The 26196-nt window shown below is 38.7% G+C and carries 26 protein-coding genes, 1 riboswitch and 2 other annotated features; of the genes, 13 read left to right on the top strand and 13 right to left on the bottom strand.

Going from position 1 to position 26196, the window contains the following annotated elements; all coding sequences use genetic code 11:
- Nucleotides 1-273: 273 nt before the first annotated feature.
- The 10 genes from GMD78_RS03705 to GMD78_RS03660 form a co-directional block, all read right to left on the bottom strand.
- Nucleotides 274-1065, bottom strand: a complete 792-nt coding sequence (locus tag GMD78_RS03705) for a class II aldolase/adducin family protein (RefSeq protein ID WP_246187549.1) — start codon at nucleotides 1063-1065, stop codon at nucleotides 274-276.
- A 48-nt stretch (nucleotides 1066-1113) separates the two neighbouring features.
- Nucleotides 1114-2100, bottom strand: coding sequence for a glycine betaine ABC transporter substrate-binding protein (locus GMD78_RS03700; RefSeq protein ID WP_246187548.1), 987 nt, complete (start codon nucleotides 2098-2100; stop codon nucleotides 1114-1116).
- Nucleotides 2101-2115: 15 nt separating this feature from the next.
- On the bottom strand, nucleotides 2116-2904 hold the full coding sequence (locus GMD78_RS03695) for a carbon-nitrogen hydrolase family protein (RefSeq protein ID WP_155667243.1): 789 nt from the start codon (nucleotides 2902-2904) through the stop codon (nucleotides 2116-2118).
- A 269-nt stretch (nucleotides 2905-3173) separates the two neighbouring features.
- The gene (locus tag GMD78_RS03690) at nucleotides 3174-3713 is read right to left on the bottom strand and encodes a sigma-70 family RNA polymerase sigma factor (RefSeq protein WP_155667241.1); all 540 of its coding nucleotides are present in this window, start codon (nucleotides 3711-3713) and stop codon (nucleotides 3174-3176) included.
- A gap of 231 nt (nucleotides 3714-3944) precedes the next feature.
- Nucleotides 3945-4625: an ECF transporter S component gene (locus GMD78_RS03685; RefSeq protein WP_343042125.1), complete on the bottom strand. Its 681-nt coding sequence runs from the start codon at nucleotides 4623-4625 to the stop codon at nucleotides 3945-3947.
- Entirely contained in the window at nucleotides 4604-6238 is a 1635-nt protein-coding gene (locus GMD78_RS03680) for an ABC transporter ATP-binding protein (RefSeq protein WP_155667237.1), read from the bottom strand. Before GMD78_RS03680 ends, GMD78_RS03685 begins: the two co-directional genes overlap by 22 nt.
- Nucleotides 6211-7098 (bottom strand): energy-coupling factor transporter transmembrane component T, encoded by an 888-nt coding sequence (locus tag GMD78_RS03675; RefSeq protein WP_155667235.1) that lies wholly within the window; start codon nucleotides 7096-7098, stop codon nucleotides 6211-6213. The genes GMD78_RS03680 and GMD78_RS03675 overlap by 28 nt, the downstream gene beginning before the upstream one ends.
- A complete protein-coding gene (locus tag GMD78_RS03670) occupies nucleotides 7098-7898 on the bottom strand; it encodes a DUF4430 domain-containing protein (RefSeq protein ID WP_196493712.1) in 801 nt (266 codons plus the stop codon). The genes GMD78_RS03675 and GMD78_RS03670 overlap by 1 nt, the downstream gene beginning before the upstream one ends.
- Nucleotides 7899-8022: 124 nt before the next feature.
- Nucleotides 8023-9999 (bottom strand): DUF4430 domain-containing protein, encoded by a 1977-nt coding sequence (locus GMD78_RS03665; protein WP_196493711.1) that lies wholly within the window; start codon nucleotides 9997-9999, stop codon nucleotides 8023-8025.
- 177 nt (nucleotides 10000-10176) lie between these two features.
- A riboswitch (cobalamin riboswitch) is annotated at nucleotides 10177-10370 on the bottom strand.
- An 889-nt stretch (nucleotides 10371-11259) separates the two neighbouring features.
- On the bottom strand, nucleotides 11260-12102 hold the full coding sequence (locus tag GMD78_RS03660) for an aldo/keto reductase (RefSeq protein ID WP_155667229.1): 843 nt from the start codon (nucleotides 12100-12102) through the stop codon (nucleotides 11260-11262).
- Nucleotides 12103-12354: 252 nt separating this feature from the next.
- Between GMD78_RS03660 and GMD78_RS03655 the strand changes: the two genes are divergently transcribed.
- The 10 genes from GMD78_RS03655 (at nucleotide 12355) to GMD78_RS03610 (ending at nucleotide 21484) form a co-directional block, all read left to right on the top strand.
- A complete protein-coding gene (locus tag GMD78_RS03655) occupies nucleotides 12355-13026 on the top strand; it encodes a helix-turn-helix transcriptional regulator (protein WP_155667227.1) in 672 nt (223 codons plus the stop codon).
- Nucleotides 13027-13186: 160 nt separating this feature from the next.
- Nucleotides 13187-14218: a PTS sugar transporter subunit IIC gene (locus tag GMD78_RS03650; RefSeq protein ID WP_155667225.1), complete on the top strand. Its 1032-nt coding sequence runs from the start codon at nucleotides 13187-13189 to the stop codon at nucleotides 14216-14218.
- A 26-nt stretch (nucleotides 14219-14244) separates the two neighbouring features.
- Nucleotides 14245-14907: an L-serine ammonia-lyase, iron-sulfur-dependent subunit beta gene (gene sdaAB, locus GMD78_RS03645; protein ID WP_155667222.1), complete on the top strand. Its 663-nt coding sequence runs from the start codon at nucleotides 14245-14247 to the stop codon at nucleotides 14905-14907.
- Nucleotides 14908-14934: 27 nt separating this feature from the next.
- Nucleotides 14935-15810, top strand: a complete 876-nt coding sequence (sdaAA, locus tag GMD78_RS03640) for an L-serine ammonia-lyase, iron-sulfur-dependent, subunit alpha (RefSeq protein WP_155667220.1) — start codon at nucleotides 14935-14937, stop codon at nucleotides 15808-15810.
- A 170-nt stretch (nucleotides 15811-15980) separates the two neighbouring features.
- On the top strand, nucleotides 15981-16274 hold the full coding sequence (locus GMD78_RS03635; RefSeq protein ID WP_155667218.1) for a hypothetical protein: 294 nt from the start codon (nucleotides 15981-15983) through the stop codon (nucleotides 16272-16274).
- A gap of 343 nt (nucleotides 16275-16617) precedes the next feature.
- The gene (locus tag GMD78_RS03630) at nucleotides 16618-16920 is read left to right on the top strand and encodes a hypothetical protein (protein ID WP_155667217.1); all 303 of its coding nucleotides are present in this window, start codon (nucleotides 16618-16620) and stop codon (nucleotides 16918-16920) included.
- Entirely contained in the window at nucleotides 16921-17124 is a 204-nt protein-coding gene (locus GMD78_RS03625) for a helix-turn-helix transcriptional regulator (protein WP_155667215.1), read from the top strand. It begins immediately after the preceding gene.
- 237 nt (nucleotides 17125-17361) lie between these two features.
- Nucleotides 17362-17589: a binding site (T-box leader), on the top strand.
- Nucleotides 17590-17687: 98 nt separating this feature from the next.
- Nucleotides 17688-17918 (top strand) — a binding site (T-box leader).
- A 183-nt stretch (nucleotides 17919-18101) separates the two neighbouring features.
- Complete coding sequence (locus tag GMD78_RS03620; protein ID WP_155667213.1) at nucleotides 18102-19178, top strand: bifunctional 3-deoxy-7-phosphoheptulonate synthase/chorismate mutase; 1077 nt, start codon at nucleotides 18102-18104, stop codon at nucleotides 19176-19178.
- A gap of 98 nt (nucleotides 19179-19276) precedes the next feature.
- Complete coding sequence (gene hisC, locus GMD78_RS03615; protein ID WP_155667611.1) at nucleotides 19277-20362, top strand: histidinol-phosphate transaminase; 1086 nt, start codon at nucleotides 19277-19279, stop codon at nucleotides 20360-20362.
- A 24-nt stretch (nucleotides 20363-20386) separates the two neighbouring features.
- Nucleotides 20387-21484 carry a prephenate dehydrogenase gene (locus tag GMD78_RS03610; protein ID WP_155667211.1) on the top strand — a complete coding sequence of 366 codons (1098 nt, stop codon included), beginning with the start codon at nucleotides 20387-20389 and terminating at the stop codon, nucleotides 21482-21484.
- Nucleotides 21485-21537: 53 nt separating this feature from the next.
- Here the strand turns inward: GMD78_RS03610 and GMD78_RS03605 are convergent, their stop codons facing one another.
- From GMD78_RS03605 to GMD78_RS03595, 3 genes are all read right to left on the bottom strand, one after another.
- Nucleotides 21538-21678, bottom strand: a complete 141-nt coding sequence (locus GMD78_RS03605) for a hypothetical protein (RefSeq protein WP_155667209.1) — start codon at nucleotides 21676-21678, stop codon at nucleotides 21538-21540.
- A 447-nt stretch (nucleotides 21679-22125) separates the two neighbouring features.
- Nucleotides 22126-23268 carry an anti-sigma factor gene (locus GMD78_RS03600; RefSeq protein ID WP_155667208.1) on the bottom strand — a complete coding sequence of 381 codons (1143 nt, stop codon included), beginning with the start codon at nucleotides 23266-23268 and terminating at the stop codon, nucleotides 22126-22128.
- On the bottom strand, nucleotides 23252-23758 hold the full coding sequence (locus GMD78_RS03595) for a sigma-70 family RNA polymerase sigma factor (protein ID WP_343042104.1): 507 nt from the start codon (nucleotides 23756-23758) through the stop codon (nucleotides 23252-23254). Before GMD78_RS03595 ends, GMD78_RS03600 begins: the two co-directional genes overlap by 17 nt.
- Before the next feature lie 231 nt (nucleotides 23759-23989).
- Here GMD78_RS03595 and GMD78_RS03590 point away from each other — a divergent pair, with 231 nt between their 5' ends.
- Genes GMD78_RS03590 through pssA form a run of 3 tightly spaced genes read left to right on the top strand, consistent with a single transcriptional unit; the run spans nucleotide 23990 to nucleotide 25989 of the window.
- Complete coding sequence (locus tag GMD78_RS03590) at nucleotides 23990-24622, top strand: DedA family protein (protein WP_155667205.1); 633 nt, start codon at nucleotides 23990-23992, stop codon at nucleotides 24620-24622.
- Nucleotides 24619-25395 (top strand): phosphatidylserine decarboxylase, encoded by a 777-nt coding sequence (locus GMD78_RS03585; protein WP_196493710.1) that lies wholly within the window; start codon nucleotides 24619-24621, stop codon nucleotides 25393-25395. The genes GMD78_RS03590 and GMD78_RS03585 overlap by 4 nt, the downstream gene beginning before the upstream one ends.
- 54 nt (nucleotides 25396-25449) lie before the next feature.
- The gene (gene pssA, locus GMD78_RS03580; RefSeq protein ID WP_155667201.1) at nucleotides 25450-25989 is read left to right on the top strand and encodes a CDP-diacylglycerol--serine O-phosphatidyltransferase; all 540 of its coding nucleotides are present in this window, start codon (nucleotides 25450-25452) and stop codon (nucleotides 25987-25989) included.
- Nucleotides 25990-26196 lie beyond the last annotated feature (207 nt).

Here is a 26196-nt window from a genome sequence, read left to right as displayed (position 1 = left end):
GGACAGGGGGTCAGGTCCCTTATTGCATCCCTTTTGGGACGGGGGACCTGACCCCACATTGCACCCCTCTCTGGGACACGGGACCTGACCCCACATTGCATCCCTCTCTGGGACACGGGACCTGACCCCACATTGCATCCCTCTCTGGGACGGGGGACCTGACCCCCACATTGCATCCCTCTCTGGGACGGGGGACCTGACCCCAAATTGCACCCCTCCCTGGGACGAGGGACCTGACCCCAAACAACCAAGCCAACCCAGCAACCAGCCCCGCTAATCCAACAAATCTGGTTCTTCGCTAATGATCCGTTCCCATAGTGGTTGGAAGCTTTCCCATCCGTCGATTTCTCTTCCCACTTGACTTGCAGTATGTGCAGCATCTTCAGGTCCAATTGGATTTACTATGCCAGCTGATTCTGCTAGTAATTGAGATTGGCATGAGCGCTCCATGGTAATGAACCAGAACGCTGCTGAATCTACGGATTGGCCAACGGTAAGGAGCCCATGACTTCGTAATATAACTGCTTTATTATCACCTAATGCTCTCCCAATGCGAACTCCCTCTTCTTCGTCATATGCAACACCTTTATACTCGTCAAAAATCGAATGATCATTGTAAAAGGAACAAGCATCCTGTGTTAACGGATCTAGTAATCTTCCACTCACTGACCAGGTTTTTCCGTATACCGAATGGGCATGAGCAGATGCAACTACATCTGGACGCGCTTCATGAACTGCCGAGTGGATCGAAAATGCCGATTTATGTACCGAATATTTTCCTTCTACTACCTTCCCCTCACTATTAACTAATACAAGGTCCGAAGCTTTAATTTTGCTAAAATGCATGCCATATGGATTCACCCATAAATGATCCGTTAATTCCGGATCACGATACGTAATATGCCCGGCAGCTCCCTCGGAAAATCCAAACCGACCAAATAAGCGAAATGCTGCGGCTAATTTTTGTTTGTTATGTTGACGTTCTTCTTCAATTGTTTTAAAGGTTGGATGCTCTAAATAATCCGTTACACCTTCTCCAACTACACGTTCCATTTGTTGCCCCATAATATTCCTCCTAGTTACGTGCCTACCCCAATTAAAAGGCACTATATTCTACTCGATTTCTTCTTTTACTTTTTCTACTACTTCCTCAGGTACCCACTCTGTCCAAATAGATTCATTTTCTTGCAAAAATTTCACAGCCGCTTCATACGCCGAAGCATCCGTTTCTTGGATATAGGCTAGGGCTTCATTAGCAATTTCACTCGATGTTTGATAGTTTCCTAGAAATTCTGTTACTTCTGGTGCACGATCAGGTAATGATTTAGTCACAACAATTTCAATATCCTGTGTAGCAATCTCAGCCAAAGGACCCTCCTCTTCTTCCAATAATGGAGTCATATCATACATACCAATAATCCAGTTTGGCTCATAATTATATCCAACCCATGGCTCCCCGTTTTCATAGGCTTGAGTTAGTGACGCATTAATTGCCGCTTCAGAACCCGGGCGAGAGTAATTAAATGTCTCATCTAAACCATAATACTCATACGCCTCATATAATATTTCATCGACCGTCCAGCCAGAAATTGATCCGATAATACGCCCTTTGCTACTGTCCTCTGGATCCTGAAATAGATCCTTGTATTCTGGTAAATCAGTAACATATTTCAAATCTGGAGCAACCGGCTCAATCCCCCGTTCAGGGTCCCCTTCGATCATATAAGTTGGGATATAGAATCCTTGATAATTATCGTCAAAGTTTAACGATACCTTTTGAAAGTCCCCATTTTTAATTCCTTTTCCATAAATATCCATCAGATTATCTTTCCATACTTCCATATGGACATCAATATCTCCCTCTTCAATACCAACCCACACTGCCGTACTTGAACCAGTGCGCTGATCTGTTTCATAACCATAACCAGCCTCGATTATGATACCCGCGATTTCATTGTGAAAACGAAGACTATCCCAACCAGCATCTGCAAAAACAATGGGCTCTTTTTTGTCACTAGAAGCATTCGTTCCACAACCAGCAACCATTAAAATAACTAAGACTAAACTAAATCCACTTATGATACCTTTCCGTTTTTTCAATGTACATTCTCCTATTTATTGTAAATTTGTAAGCTGCTCATAAATTTTGGGTATACGATTCTCTTTATACTGTAAATTTGGATCCCTTTGTTGATTAATTGGAATTTCCGCTGTTTGTATAGTTTCTTTACTGTCCAATTTTATTAGTTGATTGCCATAAGCGTCATAGGCTGTACTTTCGCCAAAAAAGGTAAGGTCTCTTTCATTCCCTATACGATTACAGGATACAATCGGTAATTCGTTTTCCATGGACCTGCTTCGTACATATGCCTCATGATAACGCTGGTAAGGAACCATATTATTTGTCGGAGAAAGAACGATATCAGCGCCTTTTAAATTTAATATTCTCGTAGATTCTGGAAAGTCCAAATCAAAACAAATCATCAATCCAATTCGACCGATTTTCGTTTCAAACACATTAAATTCATTCCCCGCTGTAAAAACTTCCTTTTCTGTTTCATATAAATGGACTTTGCGGTAGGTTCCAATCATTTCTCCCATATCCGAAATGAGACAAGCCGAGTTGTACACGCTCCCATCTTCTGCAAGTTCTGGCCAGGGTAAAATCGTATGTAAGCGTAAGCTTCTACTCTTCTCTTGAATGCTTTGAATACTCACTCCATTAATTGGCTCTGCAAGCTTGGCATCAACATCTTGGATAAAATATCCGGTTAAGCTTAGCTCTGGAAAAATAACTATATCTGCTGAAGCCTCAGAAGCCTGTTCCATGATCCTGATCATCCGCACTATATTTTCCGCTTTATCCCCTAGTACAGGATCAAACTGACCAATCGTTACCCTCATTCAATCCCTCCTTTCGAACACATATTATTAATGTTAGGTTAACTAACAGGAGTAATCAAACCGCATAAAAACTCAAATAACAGTAAATAACATAAACTTTTAGAATAATCTCGCTAAGATTTTGATAATATTATTTAAACCTTCCAAATAAGACTAAATTCACTCAAATACTCTCCATTTGAAAATAATCCAATTTTTTTCGACAAAATCCGACGAGTGACAGGCACCGACATCGGGCAAGTGCCCGTTGTCGGTGCCTGTATCTTACTTCACTCTATTCTTCCTATATCCTTTAGCTTCTTTCTCGCTTCTCTTCCCCAGCTTTTTACAGCATTTAACGAGACGTCTTCTTGTTCTGCAATTTCATTTAGCTTCATTCCAATCACAATATGATAGTAAACCCACTTCATTTGGTTTTTGGTTAATCTTGCCTGAAGCTCGTCCCATAGACCTTCGTCTTCTAACGTAATCCCTGCCGTCTCTACAATAGGAATGTTGCTCTTACCATCTCTATTTCCATTATCAATCTTCGTTATTTCCTCTTGAACAATTTTTTCTTTATGGTGGGTTTCCCTTTCTTTTTTGCGGAGCATATCGATGAGGCGATTGCGGATGGTGTAATTGAAGTAAGTTGATAACGGGCCTTTGTCTGGTTGGTATTTCTTATAGGCAATCCACATCGCGTAAATACCTTCTACATAGTACTCCCGATGTGGATCATGAAGTCCCAGTTTGTGAATATAGAAATGTATCCTCCTCTCGTTTTGCTTGAAAATCTCTTCAAATGAAAATTCTTTTTCATCTTCCATGTTTTCTCCTCCTTCATTGCGAAACGAACACATCCTTTCATCCCGCATTGGACTTAGCATAACGAAAACTTCCATCCCTTGCAGAAACCTAACTTCACGTTTCTCACCTAAAACAACAATTTTCAGCGGTACAAACCACATAAAACAGAAAAAACCCAGTGGAAATTTCAATTTCCCACTGGGTTTTATAAAGTTAAATAGAAATTGGGACAGTGGACCTGACCCTAAACGTCACTCAAACAGCCCATACTTCTGCTTAAATCTCTCCAAGATTTTAATCCAAGTCTTACTAAACAGTAATAAAAAGAAGACATTTGATAGTGCGTGGGCTAAATCGAAGTAGAAGCTTGTGCTGTTATAAAGGATAATCGTTTTCCAGTTTATTTCTTGTATGACGCCAACAACAATCCATAGGTTCATAAACCATCCAAAGAGAAAACCAACGACAAAGCCAAATGTACATTTGCCAACCTTACTTCTCATCACCCATGTATTGCGCATGATACCGGCAAATAAGCCAATCATCCCCCATGCATACATTTGCCATGGTGTCCACGGCCCTTGTCCTAAAAATAAATTCGATACAATTGCTGCCGTCACACCGATTACAAATCCGCTTTGTGGACCTAGTACGATTGCCGCAACAATAATGACAAAGGTGGTAGGTTGTACACTTGGTATGGAGGCAAATGGTACACGACTTACTGCAGCAATAGCACCCAAAATCGCTAACATAACCAATTCTCTACTCGTAATCTGTTGTTTAGAAAAACGAACTACAAACGGAAGAAAAGAAGCAACCATAATAACTATACTTAGCAAAAGATAATATTTTACATTGATCAATGGAAAACCAATTAAACAGATGAAAATAATAATGACTAAACTAATCAAATACCATTTTTTTGTAATAACAGCATCGCCTCTTCCAATGTGACCGGGGATAAACCACTTCCCTCACGAGTTATTCGATTGATCGCAGTTGTGTAGTATGTATTTTCCCGAAAAAAAGATTGTGTTTGTTCAGACACAGTAATATCTCCACGAAATATCATGCTACATCTAGTAGAATAATGAGCTGCAAATTCAATATCATGGGTAACCATAATAACGGTTAGCCCTTCATTCACTAATTCTTGCATTAATTCACCAAACTCCGCTTTAAAATCAGGATCCATTCCTTTGGTTGGCTCATCCACAAGCAATAACGATGGTTCACCTAACAAAATCCCTACTAAAGCTGCTTTTTGCATTTCTCCCCCACTGAGATCATAAGGATGTCTAGTTAGTAGCTCCCTCAATTGAAACTTCCTAACAAGGGAATCGATCGCTTCTACATTCTTCTGATTTGCTTTAGCAATCTGTCTATATTCATCAAATAATGTATCGTGCAAGAAAAAGGTTTTGGGGTTTTGAGGCAAATAGCCAATCTCCTCCTGATCAATTTGTTTCACCTTTCGACCACTATATTTTATATAACCATGCTGTGGTTTTAACAACCCTCCAATTAGTTTTAACACCGTCGTTTTCCCCGTCCCATTAGCACCAACAAGAGACATCCACTCTCCACGATTGACGGAAAAAGATAGATTCTTTAATACTGGTTCGCTATGCTTGGAATACTGGTAATCTATTTTTCTTAATTCAACAAAAGGTTCTTGTTCAGGTAACAGTTTCTCCTTTTTTTGAACAAATGATAGATTCGCATTAACTACCCATTTCTTTGCTTCCCTTACCGATAAGGGGATCTTCTCCTGACGTCGTTCCTCACTATGATCCAAATACACCAATGCTGCACTCGGTAAAAAATGTCTCATGCTTGTATACATGTGACTAACCGCATCACGGGGGCTTGTATCAAACACAAGTCTTCCTTTATCTAGTAAAATTACACGATTGGCAAGGGAAAACAATTCCTCCAAACGATGCTCCACAATGAGTATCGTTATCCCAAACTCATCATTTAATCGTTTGAGCAAATGAATGAATTCTTTTGCTGCAATCGGATCCAACTGCGCAGTAGGTTCATCCAGCAATAGGATGTTTGGGTCTAATAGCAATACTGAAGCAAGGTTAATGAGTTGTTTTTGGCCACCAGATAATTCATCTGTTCTCGTTTCTAATAAATCCTGTAACCCAAAGAAGTGAACCATTTCTGCTACTTTCCTTCGCATTACATCTGTTGGATATCCCATATTTTCCATCCCAAATAAAAGTTCATCCATGACATGCTCCATCACGATTTGATTATCTGGATCCTGAAATACCATCCCTATCTCTTTGGCAACGGTAAGACGATCCATGTCTTGTAATGAATTCCCTTTATAAAAAAAAGAACCGGAACATTCCCCATGCGGTAACAGTTCTTGTTTAAACATGCGAAGCAAGGTGGATTTCCCACTACCAGATGGACCACAAAGAATGGCGAAATCCCCTTTATGGATGGAGAAGTTGATATCTTCTAGAACATATTGGGGTGATCCTGGATAGCGAAACGTCACATTTTCTGTTGATAATATTTCCATTTGAGAACTTCCCTTCCTTCTACAAAAATCGGAATTCCGATGAACATAAACCAAATGGCATAGAAGAACCATTCCCTACCGCTTAACCAAATCGGTTCAAGCGCTGGTAGCAATGCCAAAACGCCATCCTCAAGCCACCATCCATATAGGATGATTCCAAAGAAAACTGTCATCACGAATCCTAACGCCCAATCACGATGTGTCATTTCGTATGGGTGATATTTACTCCTTTTCTGTAACCCATATCCTCTAGCTGTCATGGAGTCACCTGACTGGATCGACTCCTCTAATGAAAAAGTCAGCAGGATTTGCATGAGCAACATTCCATTCTTCGCCCGCTGTCTAACCGTTCCTTGCCTCAGAGATACCCCTTTTACTTGTTGGACCTGCTCAATGTCCTGTAATCTCTTCCTTAATAGTGGAACAAATCGCATGGACAGCATGATCAGCATTCCCCATTTTGGGAACCATTTGGAAACAATAAATAAAAATTTATCCGAGGTCATCACGATATTAAACGTAATAAAAACCGCTAAAATACACATCAATGTTAGGGCAATCATTACACCTTGAATGACCGCCTCTAACATGACAGGATTATCAAACAGGTAAAACAACACGTGATTCCCTCTTCTATTAAAGAAAGGAGTTAGAATAAAAATGAAAATGCTCATCAAAACCAGCATCCAAATCCATCGTTTCAACTGTTCACCACGGTCCAAAAGCACATGAACATACACCACTAAACAAAGAGCAGTTAGAAGAAAAAAAGGATGCTGATACAACATGAGACTAGTAATGATATAGACATAATAAACAAATAATACAAACGGATGAATCGAACGAAACCCCCTAATCATTAATCAAAACCATCTTCCAAATAATTCGTCGTATATATCCACTTGATGGTCTGATTAGGTTCAACAGGGTAAATACCAGTGCTCCGATCAATGAGAACCCCATCTACCCGAATAAGCCAGCCACTTAATGGTCCTTCATCAAATTCATAGAGATTATCGATTCCTTCCACATAAGCGGTCGCACCAGAACCTCGGACACTCAGTTGAATGCCTTTTTCTTTGGTAACCCTGCGTGTAACATCTAGCACGGTATCCCCTTCCTGAACAGGTACTGTTGTAGAGGATAAAATAACGCCACGAACATCTCCAGTTGTTATGGAAATGGTAACTGTCTCGGTTGGCTCTTCCTTTGGTTCTTCTTTTGGTGTATCCTTTGGTTGTTCCTTTGGCTTTTCTTTTGACTGTTCTCTCGAAGATTCCTTTTGACTCGAGCTTTTAGTTGTTTTGGAGCTAGATTCTTTCTTCTTTTTGTGCTCGGTTTTAGATTCCTTCGTTGCTGAATCCGTTCCATCCTCTAAAGAGGTTGTCGATCTATCATCTGATGATTGACTTATTTCCTCTGATTCTTCATCGTTGCTCTCTGTTGCTTCATCATTGGATCCTTCTTCTGCAACTTCTTGATCCTCTTTTGATTCTGGATCCGTTTCTCCTACTATAGTTGCAGACTTATAATCCACTACTTCTGTACTTCTCGTAGGTTGGTCCTTCGAATCCATTTGCGAGTTAACTCCATCCTTTGCACAACCTACCACAAAGACCGTCATGATGATAGCTAAAACCATACAGATCATACGCTTCATCAAAATTCTCCTTTCCATGATGGAGAGTGTATCCCATTAGAAAACGTAGCTTTTGCCAAATCCTTCTGGCAAAAGCTTACGCTGATAAGAAAATTTATTTCCTCTTATCTCCCCTTCATGAGAATTATGCTTTTTTTCTTTGGTATACCATGAACAAAGAAGCCCCTACTAGTAATAAAACTAAACCGATAAATAGAATATTCATCGTATTGGTTGCTGTTTGAGGAAGCTTTTTACCCTCTGGATTTTCATCCGTTGTTCCTGCTTTTTTCTTCGGTTCTTCTTTTTCTCCCTCTTTGTTTTCATCATTGCCGTTTTGATCATCGTCATTTACTGAACCATTATCATCGCCATTATCATCGGTACCATCTTCGGATCCACCCTTACCATCTTCCCCTGAAGGATCTGGTTCTTCCTCTTTCTTTTCTTCTTCGTCATCTTGCCCGTCATCCGACTGAGTATTAAATTGATACACCGAACCTTCGCCATTGACATACTTCTGATAAGCAAAAAATGCTAGTAATGCCTGTTGGGTTGACATTCCCATGGAGTATGTATCATCAATGAGATGGCTGTAACCCCCGTCATCCTGCTTGAACTTCAGCAAATGCTGTACAAGATTTCCTCCATCTTTCGTAAAGTCATTTCCAGTTGGATCCACACCAACAGCAGCAAGACCCGTGATGACTTGAGATACCGATTCACTAGAATCTCCCCCATTAAAGGATTCATAGTATCCACCTGTATCGTCTTGCGCAGCAGATAGATAAGTTACAGCTCTTTCTATCGCGCCTTTAACTTCCTGGCGATCTTGATATGGTGCTAAGGAGATTAATACCATTCCCGTAATGTCAGCTGTAGGGCGATCACCAAATAATGCCCAACCACCATTCTCTAATTCACTGTCTAAAATGAAATCTATTAAATGATCCCTTGCTTCGTCTGGAACATCATAGGAACCACTATCCAAAGCTAATAAACCATAGATTGCCATATTAATAGAAGGATTTTCAAAACTACGATGATTCAATAGTTTTTCAATCAAATTATATCCAGCAACATTTGTTGCATCGGCATTCGCAGCAGACAAGCCAATAATGACTTTTTCCAAATCAAAAATACTACGGAATTCACCGTCTAACTCTTTCACTTTTTGTTCCACACTCGTCACATAGGAACTAGGTAACCCTTGTTCGGTATGAGCTACTCCCCATGCCCACCATTCATTACCATATTCAATCGAGATATTATATTCTGATATATAATTGGTGATTCCAGCAATACTTTCTTGGATCACTTCATTCGTAATTACCGGTAGTTCAGAATTGGTTGTTGTTTCATCTGTTTCTGTTTCTTCATCTAATTCTTCATCATTGGATTCCCATGCTTGTACCTCTAGTTGAACATGTTCCCCTGACTGAACTTGATGTGCAACGATACTTGTCATTAATGGCTCATCATTTACGGATATATTCCAAAATTCATTTTCCTCAAGTGCGATTTCTCCAAGGTTATTGATGAATGTAAAATATTCATCATCAATAGTAGCCTCTATCTCTACCTGATGTTCCTTAGCAGCCTGATAGAGCGCATCATACGCACTAGCACCTTCCATGACTGTAACTTCTGTCTCTGGAATGACATCGTTTTCATTCATGTCCACTGCGGAAACGATAACAGGAACAGTTGGACTAAATTCATCCGTTAATGTAAATAAGATATGCTCTCCATTGGTAACTTGATAAGAGGAAGCCCCTACGTCTGGGCCATGTCCATATACATTAAACGACCACCACTCGGAATCCGTTTGGACAGCATCCCCAATTCCAGTAATAAAAACACCAAAGTCATATTCATCATACGTAATCTCCAAATTATGTAATTCTCCGGCTTCAAGTAACACATCAAAAGCAGTATCTCCCTCATCAATGCTGATTGCAGTTAAAGGAAGTACACGTTCCCCTTCTTCATCCAACGCAGTTATCGTAACACCTGCATCTAAAGCTTGAGCATAGCTTATTTGTGGCTGTAAGAATACTAGATTACTAATTACTAACAAGACAGAAAAAATAACCGCAAGTTGTTTTATTATTTTTTGCATCGTAAACCCTCCTATTTCAAGTGAAAAAATTTTGAAAACTTTTGCCAAAGACTTTATTCCAACAAAAAATGCACCCCTAATCGGAGGTGCATGCGTAAATATGCTAAGCGACATTATACATTAAAAATCAGAAAATCATTGTCCTGCCCTAGCACACCTCCCTATCCTCGTAGGTTGAATGGCGTAAAAAACTAGGCAGGTCTCCTGGCTCATGTTCTACGTTTTCTATTACCTTCCCATCATAGACAGTGGTATTTTCATAGAAAACTCCCATTTACAGTGGCGGGACCGCGCCGGATTTTCACCGGACTTCCCTTTTAATGATTACAAAACTACTGTTTTGTATATCAACCTAATTTTTTTCGTATTCAATTAATTTTATTGTAGGTAACTATGATGGCAAAGTCAATTAAATTTGAAACAATTTCCAAAAGTGTTGTCGATTATTGAAACAATTTATTAAAAAATGCAACACTCCCATAGCTAAAACTCGCTCATAACTCCGATGAGTTACCGTTTTTGGCTTGCCGACGTGCTTTTGGGTACTCATAACTCCGATGAGTTACCGTTTGGCGCTTGCTCCACTTCGAATGGGAACTCATTACGCCCTTGAGTTACCGTTTGGCGTTTACTCCGCTTCGGATGGGCACTCATAACGCCCTTGAGTTACCGTTTTTGGTTTGCCGATGCGCTTTTGGGCACTCATAACGCCGATGAGTTACCGTTTGGCGCTTGCTCCGCTTCGGATGGGCACTCATAACGCCCTTGAGTTACCGTTTTTGGTTTGCCGATGCGTTTTTGGGCACTCATAGACTCGATGAGTTACCGTTTGGCGCTTGCTCCACTTCGAATGGGCACTCATAACGCCCTTGAGTTACCGTTTGACGGTTGCTCCACTTCGGATGGGCACTCATAGACCCGATGAGTTACCGTTTGGCGCTTGCTCCGCTTCGGATGGGCACTCATAACGCTCATGAGTTACCGTTTTCGGTTTGCCGACGTGCTTTTGGGCTCTCATAGACCCGATGAGTTACCGTTTGGCGCTTGCTCCGCTTCGGATCGGCACTCATAACGCCCTTGAGTTACCGTTTTCGGTTTGCCGACGTGCTTTTGGGCTCTCATCGACTCGATGAGTTACCGTTTGACGCTTGCTCCGCTTCGGATGGGCACTCATAGCTCTGATGAAATATCAAAAAAGAGCGATACACCCCACAACTGAAAAACTGGAGTTTAACGCTCTTAAAATTTTATCTTCAGCATTTAAAATTCTTCATAAACTGCTGGGTCTTGGTTATTAATCCTTCCGTCTGGGCGTGTTAAGTTCGATATTTTATTCATCTCTGCATCATCTAATACGAAATCAAAGATAGAGATATTTTCACGTTGTCGTTGAGGTGATGCTGATTTAGGAATGGAAATTGCACCAAGTTGATAATGCCACCTTAAAATAACTTGAGATATTGTTTTATGGTGACGCGCAGCAATATCTTTTAATGTTTCATGTTGTAGAACATGATTTGCCCTAGCCAATGGGCTCCATGATTCCGTTACAATTCCATTTTCATCATGCCAGTTGCGCTGTTGTTCTTGATTAAAAAATGGATGTAGTTCGATCTGATTGACTGTCGGCTTTATACCAGTCTCTTTTTCCAGACGTTCTATATGCTCTGGTAAGAAATTACACACACCAATAGATCGAATGAGCCCCCATTTCTTCGCATCGATCAACGCTTGCCAAGCTTCTACATAATGGTCCTGTTTAGGATTGGGCCAGTGTATCAGATATAAATCATAGTAGTTAAGATTTGCACGATAAAGGGATTCCTGAATGGTAGTCACCGCTTTGTCATATGTTTGATAGCGTCCAGGCAATTTAGATGTAATTCGTAATTCCTCTCTTGGAACCGAACTTCTTTTCACTGCTTCCCCAACGGTTGCTTCATTTTCATAGTTATACGCGGTATCAATTAAACGGTAACCGATATCAATTGCACTTGTTATTGCATGTACACCCTCCACGCCTTTCAGCTGATATGTACCAAGACCAATGGATGGTATTGTAAGCCCATCATGCAGTGTTACCCTAGGTACTATTTCATTCATGATATACCTCCTATCTATATTTATAAGATTATCACTATTTCAAATCCATTTTCAACAAAGTTACTCTCTCTCCATCCTAAAATGAATTAGTAGTCAACGCCGATTTATTATCACGGTGAAATTCTAACCCTATTCAACCAACACTATTAAAATATTTTTTTAACCATTAAAATTTTGTTTTAAAACCATAAACAATTATGATATAGTATACTAGGTTGTTTTATTGAAAACGATTACAAGGGGGTTAATAGAATGGGAGAAATGAATAAACTTATATTTGATCATGCGATTAGAACTGCTGATATGATGGTCAATATGTTTGGACCAAGATGTGAGGTTGCCGTCCATGATTTCTCAGATTTGGAAAGATCCTTAATTCATATTGCTGGCAATGTCACATCAAGGGAAATTGGTTCCCCGATCACAGACCTTGTCTTAAAAGAATTAAGAAAAAATCATGAAGACATTAAAGATATCCCTAATTATCAAACTCAGACAAAAGAAGGAAATATCTTGAAATCTACCACTGTTTTCTTAAGAGATGAACACAACAAGATTATTGGAGCACTTTGCACGAATTATGATATTAGCCTTCTGATGGAATTTAGTGGAGAAATTGATCGTTTTATCGATTTTCAGCAGGAAAAAAATCCTTCTGAAACATTTTTTAACTCTGTGCAAGATGTTACACACGAAATGGTTCATCAAGTTCTTCAACGCTTTAAAAAAGCACCTTCACAGATGTCTATGGAAGAAAAAGTGGAATGCGTTAGTGAGTTAGATAAAAGAGGAACATTTTTAATCAAAGGTGCTACGGAGTATGTTGCCCATGTCTTAGGAGTCTCTAAATTCACCATTTATAATTATTTGAACAAGATTCGTTCCATGAGTGATTACCAAGTAGAAAAAGAAGTAAGTGAATAAGGTATTAGTTTTTACAATAATAGAAAGCTTCATTCCTGTTTACATAGGATAGAGGAATCTTCATTCAGTAGGAATTTTCTTCATCCTCCATCGAATTGCTCGTTTAATACAGGAAAAATGAAAACGCATACAAACTATACAACCAAGAGGAGATTGCATAATGGAAATTTTAAAAGGTTCAATATTATTACTCATTGTTTTAGCATGTTTTACAATATTTAGTTATAAAGCACCAAAAGGTATGAAAGCAATGGGAGCGTTAGCAAGTGCTGCCATTGCAACATTCTTAGTAGAGGCATTTCAACGCTTTGTAGGTGGAGACTTATTAAACATCGAATTTCTAGGCGAAGTTGGTGATGCAGCTGGAAGTATGGGCGGGGTTGCAGCTGCGGCTCTTGTTGCATTAGCAGTTGGAGTCTCACCTGTTTATGCCTTAATGTTAGGGGTTTCTTGTGCAGGATTAGGACTTTTACCTGGTTTTATCGCTGGTTATCTAATGGCATTTGTAGTGAAGAAAATCGAAGCAAAAGTACCAGATGGTCTTGACTTAATTGTTACAATCGTTGTTGCAGCTCCACTTGTACGTCTGTTAGCATTTTATGCAGACCCACTGGTTGATGCAACATTGCTTAACATTGGTGGAATTATTACCCAAACCACAGATGCAAGCCCAATTATCATGGGTATTATTTTAGGAGGAGTTGTTACGGTTGTAGCCACTGCACCATTAAGTTCTATGGCTTTAACGGCTATGTTAGGTTTAACAGGAGTACCAATGGCAATCGGGGCTTTGGCCGTATTTGGATCATCATTCATGAACTTTATCTTCTTCCATCGGATGAAATTTGGTGATCGAAAAACAACGATTTCGGTTGCGATTGAACCTTTATCTCAAGTCGATATTATTTCTGCTAACCCGATACCAGTATATGTTACAAACTTCCTTGGCGGAGCATCAGCAGGAGTGATCATCGCCCTATCTGGATTAGTCAATGGTGCAACAGGAACAGCCACTCCAATTGCTGGTTTTGCTGTTATGTATGGTTTTAATGACCCTGTAAAAGTAACCATTGTTGCGCTTTTATGTGCATTGGTTAGTGCATTTTGGGGATTTGTTGGCTCCATTATCTTTAAAAACTTTAAAATTCGTCGAGTGGACGAGCTTTCTAAAATAGGAAATAAAGCAGCATAAGATATACTCTCAAGGCGGTGAGATTGATGAAATATAATTCAGTATTTGAAATTATCGGTCCGGTTATGATTGGGCCATCCAGTTCACATACTGCAGGAGCAGCAAGAATTGGAAAAGCAGCAAGAAATTTATTTCGAGAACAACCTCGTTGGGCAAAAATCCATTTATATGAATCCTTTGCCAAAACATACAAAGGTCATGGAACAGACTTTGCTCTCGCTGGAGGGTTACTAGGCTTTGAAGCGGATGATCCTAGAATGAGTCAGGCGCTGAAACTAGCGGAAGAATGCGGGCTAAGTATTGAGTTCATTGAAGACACAAGTGCGGTTAGCCATCCAAACACAGCTCGATTGATTATTGGCAATGACAAAGAACAAATTGAATTAGTTGGAATATCTATTGGTGGTGGAACGATAGAAATCACGGAATTAAATAGGTTTGAACTACGTTTATCTGGAAATCATCCAGCTATTCTGGTCATGCATAATGATAGATTTGGAGCTATAGCTTCTGTCACATCTATATTAGCAAAATATGAAATAAATATCGGTCATATGGAAGTGAACCGAAACGACACGACCAAGGAAGCAATCATGGTCATTGAAACAGATCAAAATATAGAGGAGCATGTAAGGAACGAACTAGCGGAAGCAGAGCATATTACACGTGTATCTACTATTGATCGATAGATAGTTTTAAAAGAGAGGAGATATCATATGTTTCGTACAGCAGCAGAGTTAGTGGAAATAGCAGAAAAAGAAAACATATTGATTTCAGAAGTGATGATCCGTCAAGAAATGGATGTTAAAGATAAAACGCGTGAAGCTATTTTTTCTGATATGGAAAGAAACCTTGAAGTAATGGAGAAAGCAATTGAAGATAGCCTAAAAGGGGTCCAATCTGTCACAGGATTAACTGGTGGAGACGCTGTTTTAATTCAAGAATATATGAAAAACAAAACACCTTTATCCGGTAAATTACTGTTAGATGCAGTAAGTAAAGCAATGGGAACAAATGAAGTAAACGCAGCTATGGGAACAATTTGCGCAACCCCAACAGCCGGTAGCGCAGGTGTTGTTCCAGGTACATTATTTGCAGTGAAAAATCAACTCAATCCAACACGTGAACAGATGATTCGCTATTTGTTTACTGCAGGTGCATTTGGATTTGTAGTGGCCAACAATGCATTCATATCTGGTGCCGCAGGAGGATGTCAAGCTGAGGTTGGCTCAGCAGGAGCGATGGCTTCAGCCGCAATAGTGGAAATGGCGGGAGGAACTCCTCAACAATCTGCAGAAGCATTTGCGATCACACTAAAAAACATGCTTGGACTTGTTTGTGATCCTGTCGCAGGTCTTGTTGAAGTACCATGTGTCAAACGGAATGCTGCAGGCTCCTCACTTGCAATCGTTTCAGCTGACATGGCATTAGCAGGTGTATCAAGCCGGATCCCGTGCGATGAAGTAATCGGTGCGATGTACCGCATTGGCCAATCCATGCCATCCACATTAAGAGAAACAGGTGAAGGCGGACTAGCTGACACACCAACAGGACGACTATTAAAAGAAAAAATATTTGGCTCATTAGCATAATTTGTTGTGTCGGTGCCTGTCACTTGTCGAATTTTATTGACTTTGGGACCCGACCCCTTGTCCCATCGAATTTTGTTGACTTTGGGACCCGACCCCTTGTCCCATTCCATAAGGTATACATGATAAGAAAATAGTAAAGACTGTTCCTATCAGATTAAAGGAGTAATGGTATGAACAGTTATTACGAAGAATTATGTCATGTCGTATTTCAGAAACACGGAATTGATGTTCAACATAAATATACCTACCAGAATCATAGCTTGGAAGTAAAGGAATATTTATTAGTGGTTAGTACGAGGGATAAGAAAAAGTGGATCTTGTATGCTTTGGAGAAATGTGAAACGAAAGAACAGGTATTGTTCTTTCTAAGAGGGGCAATAACGAGAATAATTGTAGAGACATTAAAGAGAACACCAGAGTATTATGGCTCCTACAAAGATAAACTGATAAAAGAAATCTCTTAGTTGCGATCATAGTTAGATAATCACCATTGAAATAGGAGAGGTAATTAACCTCCCTCACACCACTATATACGGTGGTTCCACCAGATTATGTCGAACTTAGAATTTCATATCTCGAAGTTAAACTCTTTAGCCCTCGTTTTCGCCAATAGGCGAAAACGATTTTTTTGTGTAGGATTGGACTTTTGACTACTCGCCAATACCCTTTACGAGAGTTCCCCCATTCATAGAATTTTCCTCCCCACCTCGTTTGGTAAGGTTTCCGACTCTTGTCGAAGGATTCCCATTCCTTCCACGAAAATTCTCTGCCTATGAGTTAATAATTTAATATGGGAGGAAACAAAAAATGGACTTGGTTAAAATTGTGTATTCAGTCATATTGTTAATTTGTGGAATTTTTATTTTTGTTGCAACATTTTCTCAAAAAGGTGATGAAAGAAGGAAGTTTATCAATAAGAAAGCTCAATCATATGCATTTATGGTAGTTTTTGGTATGCTAATTTTAGAGGTTGCACAGTCGATTTATCTAACTATCCAAGGGAATATATCTTATAATGGCAATGGGATTTCTCCGATAGTTTTTCTGACGGTGATTTCAGTTATATATCTGGTAACATTACTAATTTACAGAAAAAAATATGGTGATTAAATGAAAAATCACATTAAGAAATTAAGAAAATCAGCTAAATTATCCCAAGACGAACTGGCTAAACTCTGTAAGGTATCCAGACAAACAATAAATGCAATTGAGAATGATAAATACGACCCTACTTTACAATTAGCGTTTGATATAGCCTCTGTATTGGATACCACAGTAGATGAACTTTTCATCAGTGATGCTATAAGAAAGTAATAAATTGACCTCATATCGAGGTCTTTTTTTGATTCAATTTATAATATTGTCGCTATAAAATATTCCTGCTTCTTTTAGAGAAACTCCTTAAAACTACACGCCTAAAAATTATTACACATGCCTCCAAACAAAATTACTACTTCTACTAAGTCCCACAAAAAAACTATTGACAGATTATTCCGAGTTGCATATAATGTGAAACAATAACATCGAAACAGTGAAATAAATCAATTTATATAATCGGCAACGAAAGGATCGAAGTAGTGTCTTATCTCCCTGTTCAGAGAACTGGTGGTGGTGTGAATCAGTCATAGATAAGCATGAATTACAATCCCGGAGCTTCTTTTTCTTCATAAAGCAGTAGCTTTTTAAAGAAAAAGACGGTCATATGATCGTTAACAAATCGAAGTGGTGAATGATCATATTCACAACTAGGGTGGTACCGCGAACACAATCGTCCCTACTGATTAATCAATCAGTAGGGACTTTTTTATTCGTTGGAACATTAACCACCCAAGGTAAGTTACCATCTTTTAAGACAGTCACCAAAAAATTCAATAATTCCAAAAGCAACGAATGGATCGAAGTAGTGCCTTATCTCCCTGTGCAGAGAGCTGATGGTGGTGTAAATCAGTCATAGATAAGCATGAATTACAATCCTGGAGCTTCTTTTTCGAAGTAAGGAGGAATCTTTACGATGAGAAAGACGGTCATTGATCGTTAACAATAATGGAGAGGTGAACACGTTTTTCAGTTCACAATAAGGGTGGTACCGCGATGAAATCGTCCCTGTCGTTTATACAATTACGACAGGGACGATTTTTTGTTGGAAGGAAAAGATAGAAAAATTCCCCTTTCCACCTAGGAAATTTCGCATCATCCAAAGCACCAATACCACTATAGGTGGGCATGCTTATTTTCGAGTCAACACATCATATAAGTTTTACCTTAACCAAAACGTTCAGGAGGAATGAGAAATGATTGCAAATGAATTAAGAGAGTTACGCGACCAAATCGATGAGGTTAATTTAGACATTTTAGCTTTGTTAAATAAAAGAGGTAAAATTGTTCAAAAAATTGGCGAGCACAAAGAGAAGCAAGGAGTAGTTCGGTTCGATCCAGTTCGTGAACGTCAAGCACTTGATTTGATTATGGAAAATCACGAAGGACCCTTTGAAGCCTCAACAATCCAACATATTTTCAAAGAGATCTTCAAAGCAAGTCTTGAACTTCAAGAAGATGATCATAAAAAAGCGTTATTAGTATCAAGAAAAGCTCGACCTGAAAATACAATTGTCCATGTGAACGGTACAAAGATCGGTAATGGAGAGCAGAATTTCATTATGGGACCATGCGCAGTTGAAAGTTACGAACAGGTAAAGGATGTAGCTGTGGCAATGAAAGCACAAGGTCTAACCCTTATGCGCGGTGGGGCTTTCAAACCACGTACCTCTCCTTATGACTTCCAGGGGCTTGGAATAGATGGACTACAAATTCTAAAACAGGTTGCAGACGAAGAAGGAATGTCTGTTGTCAGTGAAATCCTAACTCCTCATGATGTAGAAATCGCCTTAGAGTACACAGATGTCATACAAATCGGAGCTCGTAACATGCAGAATTTCGAACTGCTTAAAACGGTCGGAAGAGTGCAAAAACCGATCCTGTTAAAACGAGGTTTGGCTGCAACAATTGAAGAATTTATCAATGCCGCAGAATACATCATGGCACAGGGAAACGATCAAATCATTCTCTGTGAACGTGGTATTCGGACATATGAGAAGGCTACACGAAACACGCTAGATATCTCAGCAGTTCCAATCTTAAAGAAAGAAACACATTTACCTGTACTAGTTGATGTAACCCACTCAACAGGAAGAAAAGATTTACTTCTTCCAGCCGCAAAAGCAGCACTTGCAATAGGCGCGGATGCCGTTATGGCAGAAGTTCATCCAGACCCTGCAGTTGCTTTATCTGACTCCGCTCAGCAAATGAATATACCGGAATTCCATCAATTTATGAACGAATTAAAGGAATTTAAAGAAAAGCTAACATAATGCTCAAGAAAAAAGGAGGAAACGTTATGAAAGCCTTAAAAACAAGTGAATCACGTAACCAACAGCATCCAACCATAAAAAACAGCAGAGAAACCAGCATGAAATGGAAAGAGCAAATTCATAACCTACGACCATACCAACCAGGGAAAGCCACAGAGGAAGTAAAAAAGCAATATCAACTGGAATCCATTATCAAATTGGCTTCCAATGAAAACCCATATGGCTTTTCACCAAATGTTGTTCACGCATTACATCATATGGATTCGTCCTACATGCTTTATCCAGATGGAAATGCTACAAAAATAAGAGCAGCTACTGCCTCCCATTTAGATGTAAACGATGATCAATTAATGTTTACAAATGGCACGGATGAACTGATCCAAATTATTTCAAGAGCATTACTGACACCTGATAAAAATACCGTAATGGCTACACCGACTTTCCCACAATATAAGCATTCGGCCATTATTGAAGGAGCAGAAGTACGCGAAGTAAAATTGAAAAATGGAAATCATGCTTTGGAAAACATGCTCACTAAAATGGATGAAAACACCGCAGTTGTATGGATTTGCAACCCCAATAATCCAACAGGGAGTTATATTCCAGAAACGGAAATCCGCCATTTCTTAGCGAGCGTTCCAAACGATGTATTGGTGGTTCTTGATGAAGCTTATTACGAGTATGTGACGGAGCCATATGACTCTCTTTCGTTTATGGAAGAATTTCCAAACATCATGATCATGAGAACCTTCTCCAAAATATATGGTCTTGCCAGCTTTAGGATCGGTTACGGAATTTCATCACAAACAACCATTAAAAAATTGGAACCTATTCGCCTTCCATTTAACACAAATGTGCTTGGACAACTAGCGGCAACTGCTGCCATTTCAGATCAAGAGTTTGTTGAGGATTGCCGGATGAGAAACAGAGTTGAACTGGAAAAATACTATGCATTTTGCGAGGAAAACAACTTTCATTATTTTCCATCCCAAGGAAACTTTATATTAATTAATGTTGAGTGGGACGGAGACGAAGTTGCTGAGTTTTTATTATCAAAAGGGATCATTGTTCGTTCAGGAAAAGCATTAGGATTCCCAACGTCAGTCCGCATTACTGTTGGTCAGAAGCATGAAAACAAACTTGTTAGAAATGCATTGGCGGAATGGATTACCACGAAAAGATAATAAACACCGACAGGAGGATGAGGCATGCAAGGAAATGTAATGATCGTAGGACTTGGATTAATAGGAGGCTCTTTAGCCCTCGCCATTAAAAAGCAACATTCAGAAGCGCGAATTTACGGATATGATATTCAAAAAAGCGAAATAGAAACCGCTAAAGCTTTGCAGGTCATTGATGAAGTAGCGAATTCCCTTCGTCAAGGAGCTGAATTGGCAGATGTCATTATTCTTTCTGCACCAGTACTCCAGTTGGAAAATCTATTGATAGAATTAGCAAATTTTAATCTAAAAGAGAACGTCTTAATCACCGATACGGGTAGCACTAAAATGGAGATCATGAAGCTAGCTAATGAGCTATGGCCTGAGGAATCAGTTACGTTCATTGGTGGGCACCCGATGGCTGGCTCTCATAAGTCTGGTGTGGCAAGCGCGAAGTCTCACTTATTCGAAAATGCCTATTACATCCTAACTCCTTCTAGTATGTCAGCTGATAGAATCGAAGAGTTAAAACAATGGCTGGAAGGTACGAATTCCCATTTTCTTGTTCTAGAAACAGAAGAACATGATTATGTTACTGGTGTCATTAGCCATTTGCCACATGTAATGGCAGCAGGATTGGTTAATCAAGCGAAAAAACATGCAGAACGTAATCCCCTGATTAGTTTATTAGCTGCTGGAGGGTTTCGAGACATCACACGGATTGCTTCGGGGAATCCAGAGATGTGGAAAGATATCGTGAAACAAAATCAAGTCAATTTATTAGCATTACTTGACGATTGGATGGGAGAAATGCAGAACTTCCGGCATATTTTAGAAAAAGGAGATGACCCAGCGGTTTCCCACTACTTTGAAGTTGCCAAAGAATACCGCGATTCCTTACCTATTCATTCGAAAGGGGCTATCCCTTCCTATTATGATTTGTATGTGGACGTAATGGATGTCCCTGGAACCATTGCTGGGATCACCACGTTACTTGCTAAACAAGGTATAAGTCTGACCAACCTAAACATTATTGAAAACAGAGAAGGCCTGATCGGTGTGTTACGAATTAGCTTTGAAAAGGATAAGGATCGCACAAAGGCTCAAGGATTGCTGAAATATCATGGTTATCACGTGAGTCTTTAATCATCTGGGAGGCTATGAACTCCCGATGATTATTGGCACCTTCATGAATCGAATTAAAACAAACTTAACTGGCTCCTATCACTATCATCAGGCCGATGATCATCTAATTCAAGTATATCTATTACACGATATAAGTAATCACCAGAAGGTTTCCCTATATTTTCTATGATACTCCAGTACCACATGATTTCCATATCGTTTAACAACACCTTCCATAGAAGCAATGGACATATTTAACACCCTTTCTTTACTTTGATTAAATTATGTATTACAACTTTCATTAATGATTAGTAGTTACATTTGTCATTAAATAGAGTAGGAAAGATTGTATGGTTGCCACTGTTGCGAATGATTTCCTTAACACATTTATTTTGGGAACCAATGCAGCTATCCTCCTAATATGGAGTCATTTTACCAACATAAAATACAAATTTAAAAATAGCGGAATGAGGAACCATCAAACTAGTGATGTGATTCATCGCTCCGCTAAATATTCTTTACCTTAATGAGGGACTTAGCTGCAATCCCTAGTACATTTCCAACACCAAGAAATTCGTCTTCCAATTTCTTGATTATTCATAGTCTAAGTCGATACAATGTTTGAACGTTCTATCTAATACAGCGAAAAATAGGGATTGAAGCTATTCCCAATTCCAAAAAGCAACTTCATCGACTTCTAATTCCGCTACCCATGATTCGTCTTGTAAGTTAAGAACTTCCTTCGTTGGACCAGTAATAACCGCACCGTAATGTTTAATCCCGTTTTCCTCTAGGTAAGTAATTCGGTCCTCCAATTGCAAATCTAAAAAGACTAATCGATTTGCTTTTTTCTCATGATCTTTTAAAAAGTACAATGTTTTCATAAATTGTTCATGTAGCATATCTTGATCCCCTTCATTGTATACAGGAGATTGATATGATTCTGATTTCGTCCCACCAAACCAACGTTTATCCTCTTCACTAGATGTCAAAATCATGTCATCATCATGCCAGATAGGCGTACTTGGAAAACCAATAGGATCAAATATAATCCCTCCATACTTCTCATCCGTTTCCTCAATTCCGGTATCAACTGCCAGCCATTCGAGAAACATCTCACGATTAGAGAATAAAGATTCTACCTCCCTCGTTTCCATCAGATCATTAAATGACACATATGCAGACACAACCGTTCCCTCTGGTAAGTTTTCTAACTGTTCCCAATCAGACATGTTACGATGACCAATATTAGGATATGAAAAGGCTGGTCGATCCTCTGACTCCTGTCCTATGTATTCCCTTTCTGGAAATCCCATCAAAGAAAAGCGGAAATCCACTGTTAACTCCCCAACTTTGATCGTTTCATTACCGACCCGCTTTCTAATATCTCTACTAGCTTCTAACCCAAAAAAGGCTGTCGAATTTGTACTGGTACCGCCAAGATACCCATACGGTTCTGTAATCGTAAGTGTATAGTCTAATATTCCTCGATACACATCGACCCGATCAGGTTTGCCCCATGAATAATAAACCAAAGTAAGAGCCGTAGAAACGATCGTAAATAAAATAAACAATCCAAATACAGTTAATGCCGTTTGAAAACGTGCTTTCCATTTCCCTTTCGTTATAATACGCTTTTGTTTCTTCTCATTTATTGTAGGAAGTGGCTGCTGATCTTCTTTACCTTCTAGCATCTCTTGATAATATTCTAGTTTTTCCATTTCCTTTTCAAATGCTTCTAGCTCTTCTCCTTGTAGTTCACCCTTCTCATAGGCTAATAGTTTTTTCTTAAAATCTTCGCTCATATTCCCCCACCTTTCTGTTTCTAATTGCTTGCCTACCACGAAACAATAAAACTTTGAAATGAGATTTCTTTACATTCATTACCTGTGCAGCTTCGTCATATGTAAGTTCATGAAAATCATGAAGTAGCACAGCAAACTTATGCTTCTCCGGCAAATCTTTTAATAACTTCCTAATTTCTAAAATATCCTCCTGTAGAACTACGATAGCTTCTGTTGTTTGTTTCTGTTCAAATCGAGTCCGAAAAAAATCCTCCTCTTTCACATCGATTCGTTTATGCTTTCTGTAATAATCAACAAAGGCACGATGAGCAACCGTAAAAAGCCATGTTTTTACATTCCCAGCATGGAATTTTTCCAAATATAAATAGGCACGAAAAAAAGTTTCTTGTACTAGATCCTCTGCAGTATAATGATCATTGGTCAGAGAAAGAAGAAAGCGATAAATATCCTTAAAATATAAAAGATACAACCCATCAATATCATCTCGCACATCTCTCTCCCCCCTTCTTACATAACACGAATATAACACAAAATAGTTACAATATTTTTCAAACTAAACTATCATTGAATCTCCAACAAGCTACAGATTCCTTTCAAACTCTTTCAAAACGAACTTCCCTCCCATCAATTCATAAATTAGTCTTTATTTTTTCTATCATTATTTACATAATCTAGTATAATAGTAATATTGTACAAACTTCCTCAGAAAGAAGGACACCGTATGGAAACATGGTATGATTTAATAGCCCAATATGGCTATATTGCCATTTTTGTTCTATTAACGTTAGGTATTGTAGGATTACCTGTTCCAGATGAGGTTCTATTAACCTATTTGGGATACGTCATCTCTTTAGGGAATATGAATTTTCTTTTTACATATACCTCAGCACTTCTTGGTGCTATTTGCGGAATTACGATTAGTTATTTTCTTGGAATCAAATTAGGGGAACCATTTATAAGGAAATTTGGAAAAAGATTATTTATTAGTGAACGAATGATTCAACGTACTAATCACTTATTTAATCGATTTGGATCGTTTGTACTGGTAATTTGTTATTTTATCCCAGGTGTAAGACATGTGGCTGCATACCTAGGAGGAATATCCAAATTCCCTTTTAAGCGGTTTGCTATGTTTGCTTATATTGGTGCGATTATTTGGGTATCTACATTTATTGTGTTAGGTAATCAACTAGGTAATAATTGGGATCAGCTCTTTGTAATGCTGCATCACTATATTTGGATAATACTGCCAACGTTAATGATAATCATCCTTCTCCTAGGAATTATCGTGTTTTATTATAGAAGAAAAGAAAAACTCATATCTAGTAATAACATAAAGGACTGGAAACATTGAAAAAAACGCTATTAAAATCATTCGTCGAACTAACTGGAAATCCGATTAGTTCTTCTATATTAAAAACCTTTACACGATCTCGAATTAGCAAGCCACTTATTGGCCCATTTTCAAAAGCTTATGAGATTAATACAAAAGAAATGGAATATCCAATATCCCATTATAAAACCTTACATTCATTTTTCACACGTGGCTTACAGGATGATGCTAGACCAATTGATCAAACACCCAATTATTTAATTTCACCTGTTGATGGGATGGTAAGTGATCATGGGATCGTTGCATCTGACTATTCTTTTTACATTAAAAATCACTTGTACAGTATTAAAGATATATTTGGTGATAACAAAAAAGCAGACCAATATAAAGATGGATATTTTTTTATTTTGTATCTATCACCAAGTAATTACCACCGAATTCATTATCCTGTTGATGGTGCTCTTCTATCACGTTATGCACTTGGAGAAAAGTCATATCCTGTTAATCGTTTGGGGATGAAGTATGGAAACCGTCCCTTATCTAGCAATTACCGGTTGATTTCGGAACTATCAACTGAATTTGGGAAAGTTGCTATTGTTAAGGTTGGAGCATTAAATATTAATAGTATTCAAATTCACCATTCTTCCCCGACATGTAAAAAAGGAGAAGAGCTAGGTTATTTTTCATTTGGTTCAACAGTTATTCTTTTTCTAGAGAAGCACCGATCCTTTGCTCCTATGGTAAAAACAGAATCATCGGTTAGAGTAGGTCAGCCTATTGGGGAATGGCCATAGACATCCTTCCTATTTAACTGTAAAAGAAAGTACATACTATAAAGTAGGTATAACATGTTTCTTATTAGAAGTATGGAGCATACAAAAGTAAAAATGAGGACACATGCTGCCAATAGTCTTACATTATTGAATATTTCTTTTGGAATTATAGCTATTATACTAGTCGTAAGAGGTTATACACATACGAGTCAGTTGTTTATTTTTCTTGCAGCTTTTTCTGATCGCTTTGATGGAATGCTAGCCCGAAAATTAAATACCGAATCTGATTTCGGCAAACAGCTAGATTCACTGTGCGATCTTGTATCATTTGGTATTGCACCAGCTATCTTAATCTATCAAACCGCTTTTCACAATATACCAGATATAGGTTTAGTGTTCATCACAGTGTATATCTTATGTGGTGCAATACGTTTAGCACGTTTTAATGTGAAGGAATTCGACGGGGCTTTTTATGGTATTCCAATCACGGCTGCAGGAATCATCTTAACCTTTTTCTCATTTTTCGTACCAATACTATCTGTACTATTCTTCGGTATGATTACAGCCATACTCTCAATACTAATGGTTAGTAATATTAGAATACCAAAGATGTAATATTTATGAACACATTTCATATAATAACCAGACATAGAGATAACCAGTCTCTATGTCTTTTTAAATTGCCAAACGACATAATTCGACAAAACCCGAGGAGTGACAGGCACCTGTCATATAGAAAGGCTGCTAGAATATCTTATTAATATCCTAACAGCCTTCTTTAATCAGTGGGCAGTTTGTTTGATCCGTTGATCTACCACTTTC

The sequence above is a fragment of the Ornithinibacillus caprae genome (assembly GCF_009728145.1).
Lineage (GTDB): Bacteria > Bacillota > Bacilli > Bacillales > Amphibacillaceae > Ornithinibacillus > Ornithinibacillus caprae.
The sequence above is the reverse complement of the archived record's forward strand: the minus strand, read 5'-3'. Positions and strand labels throughout refer to the sequence as shown.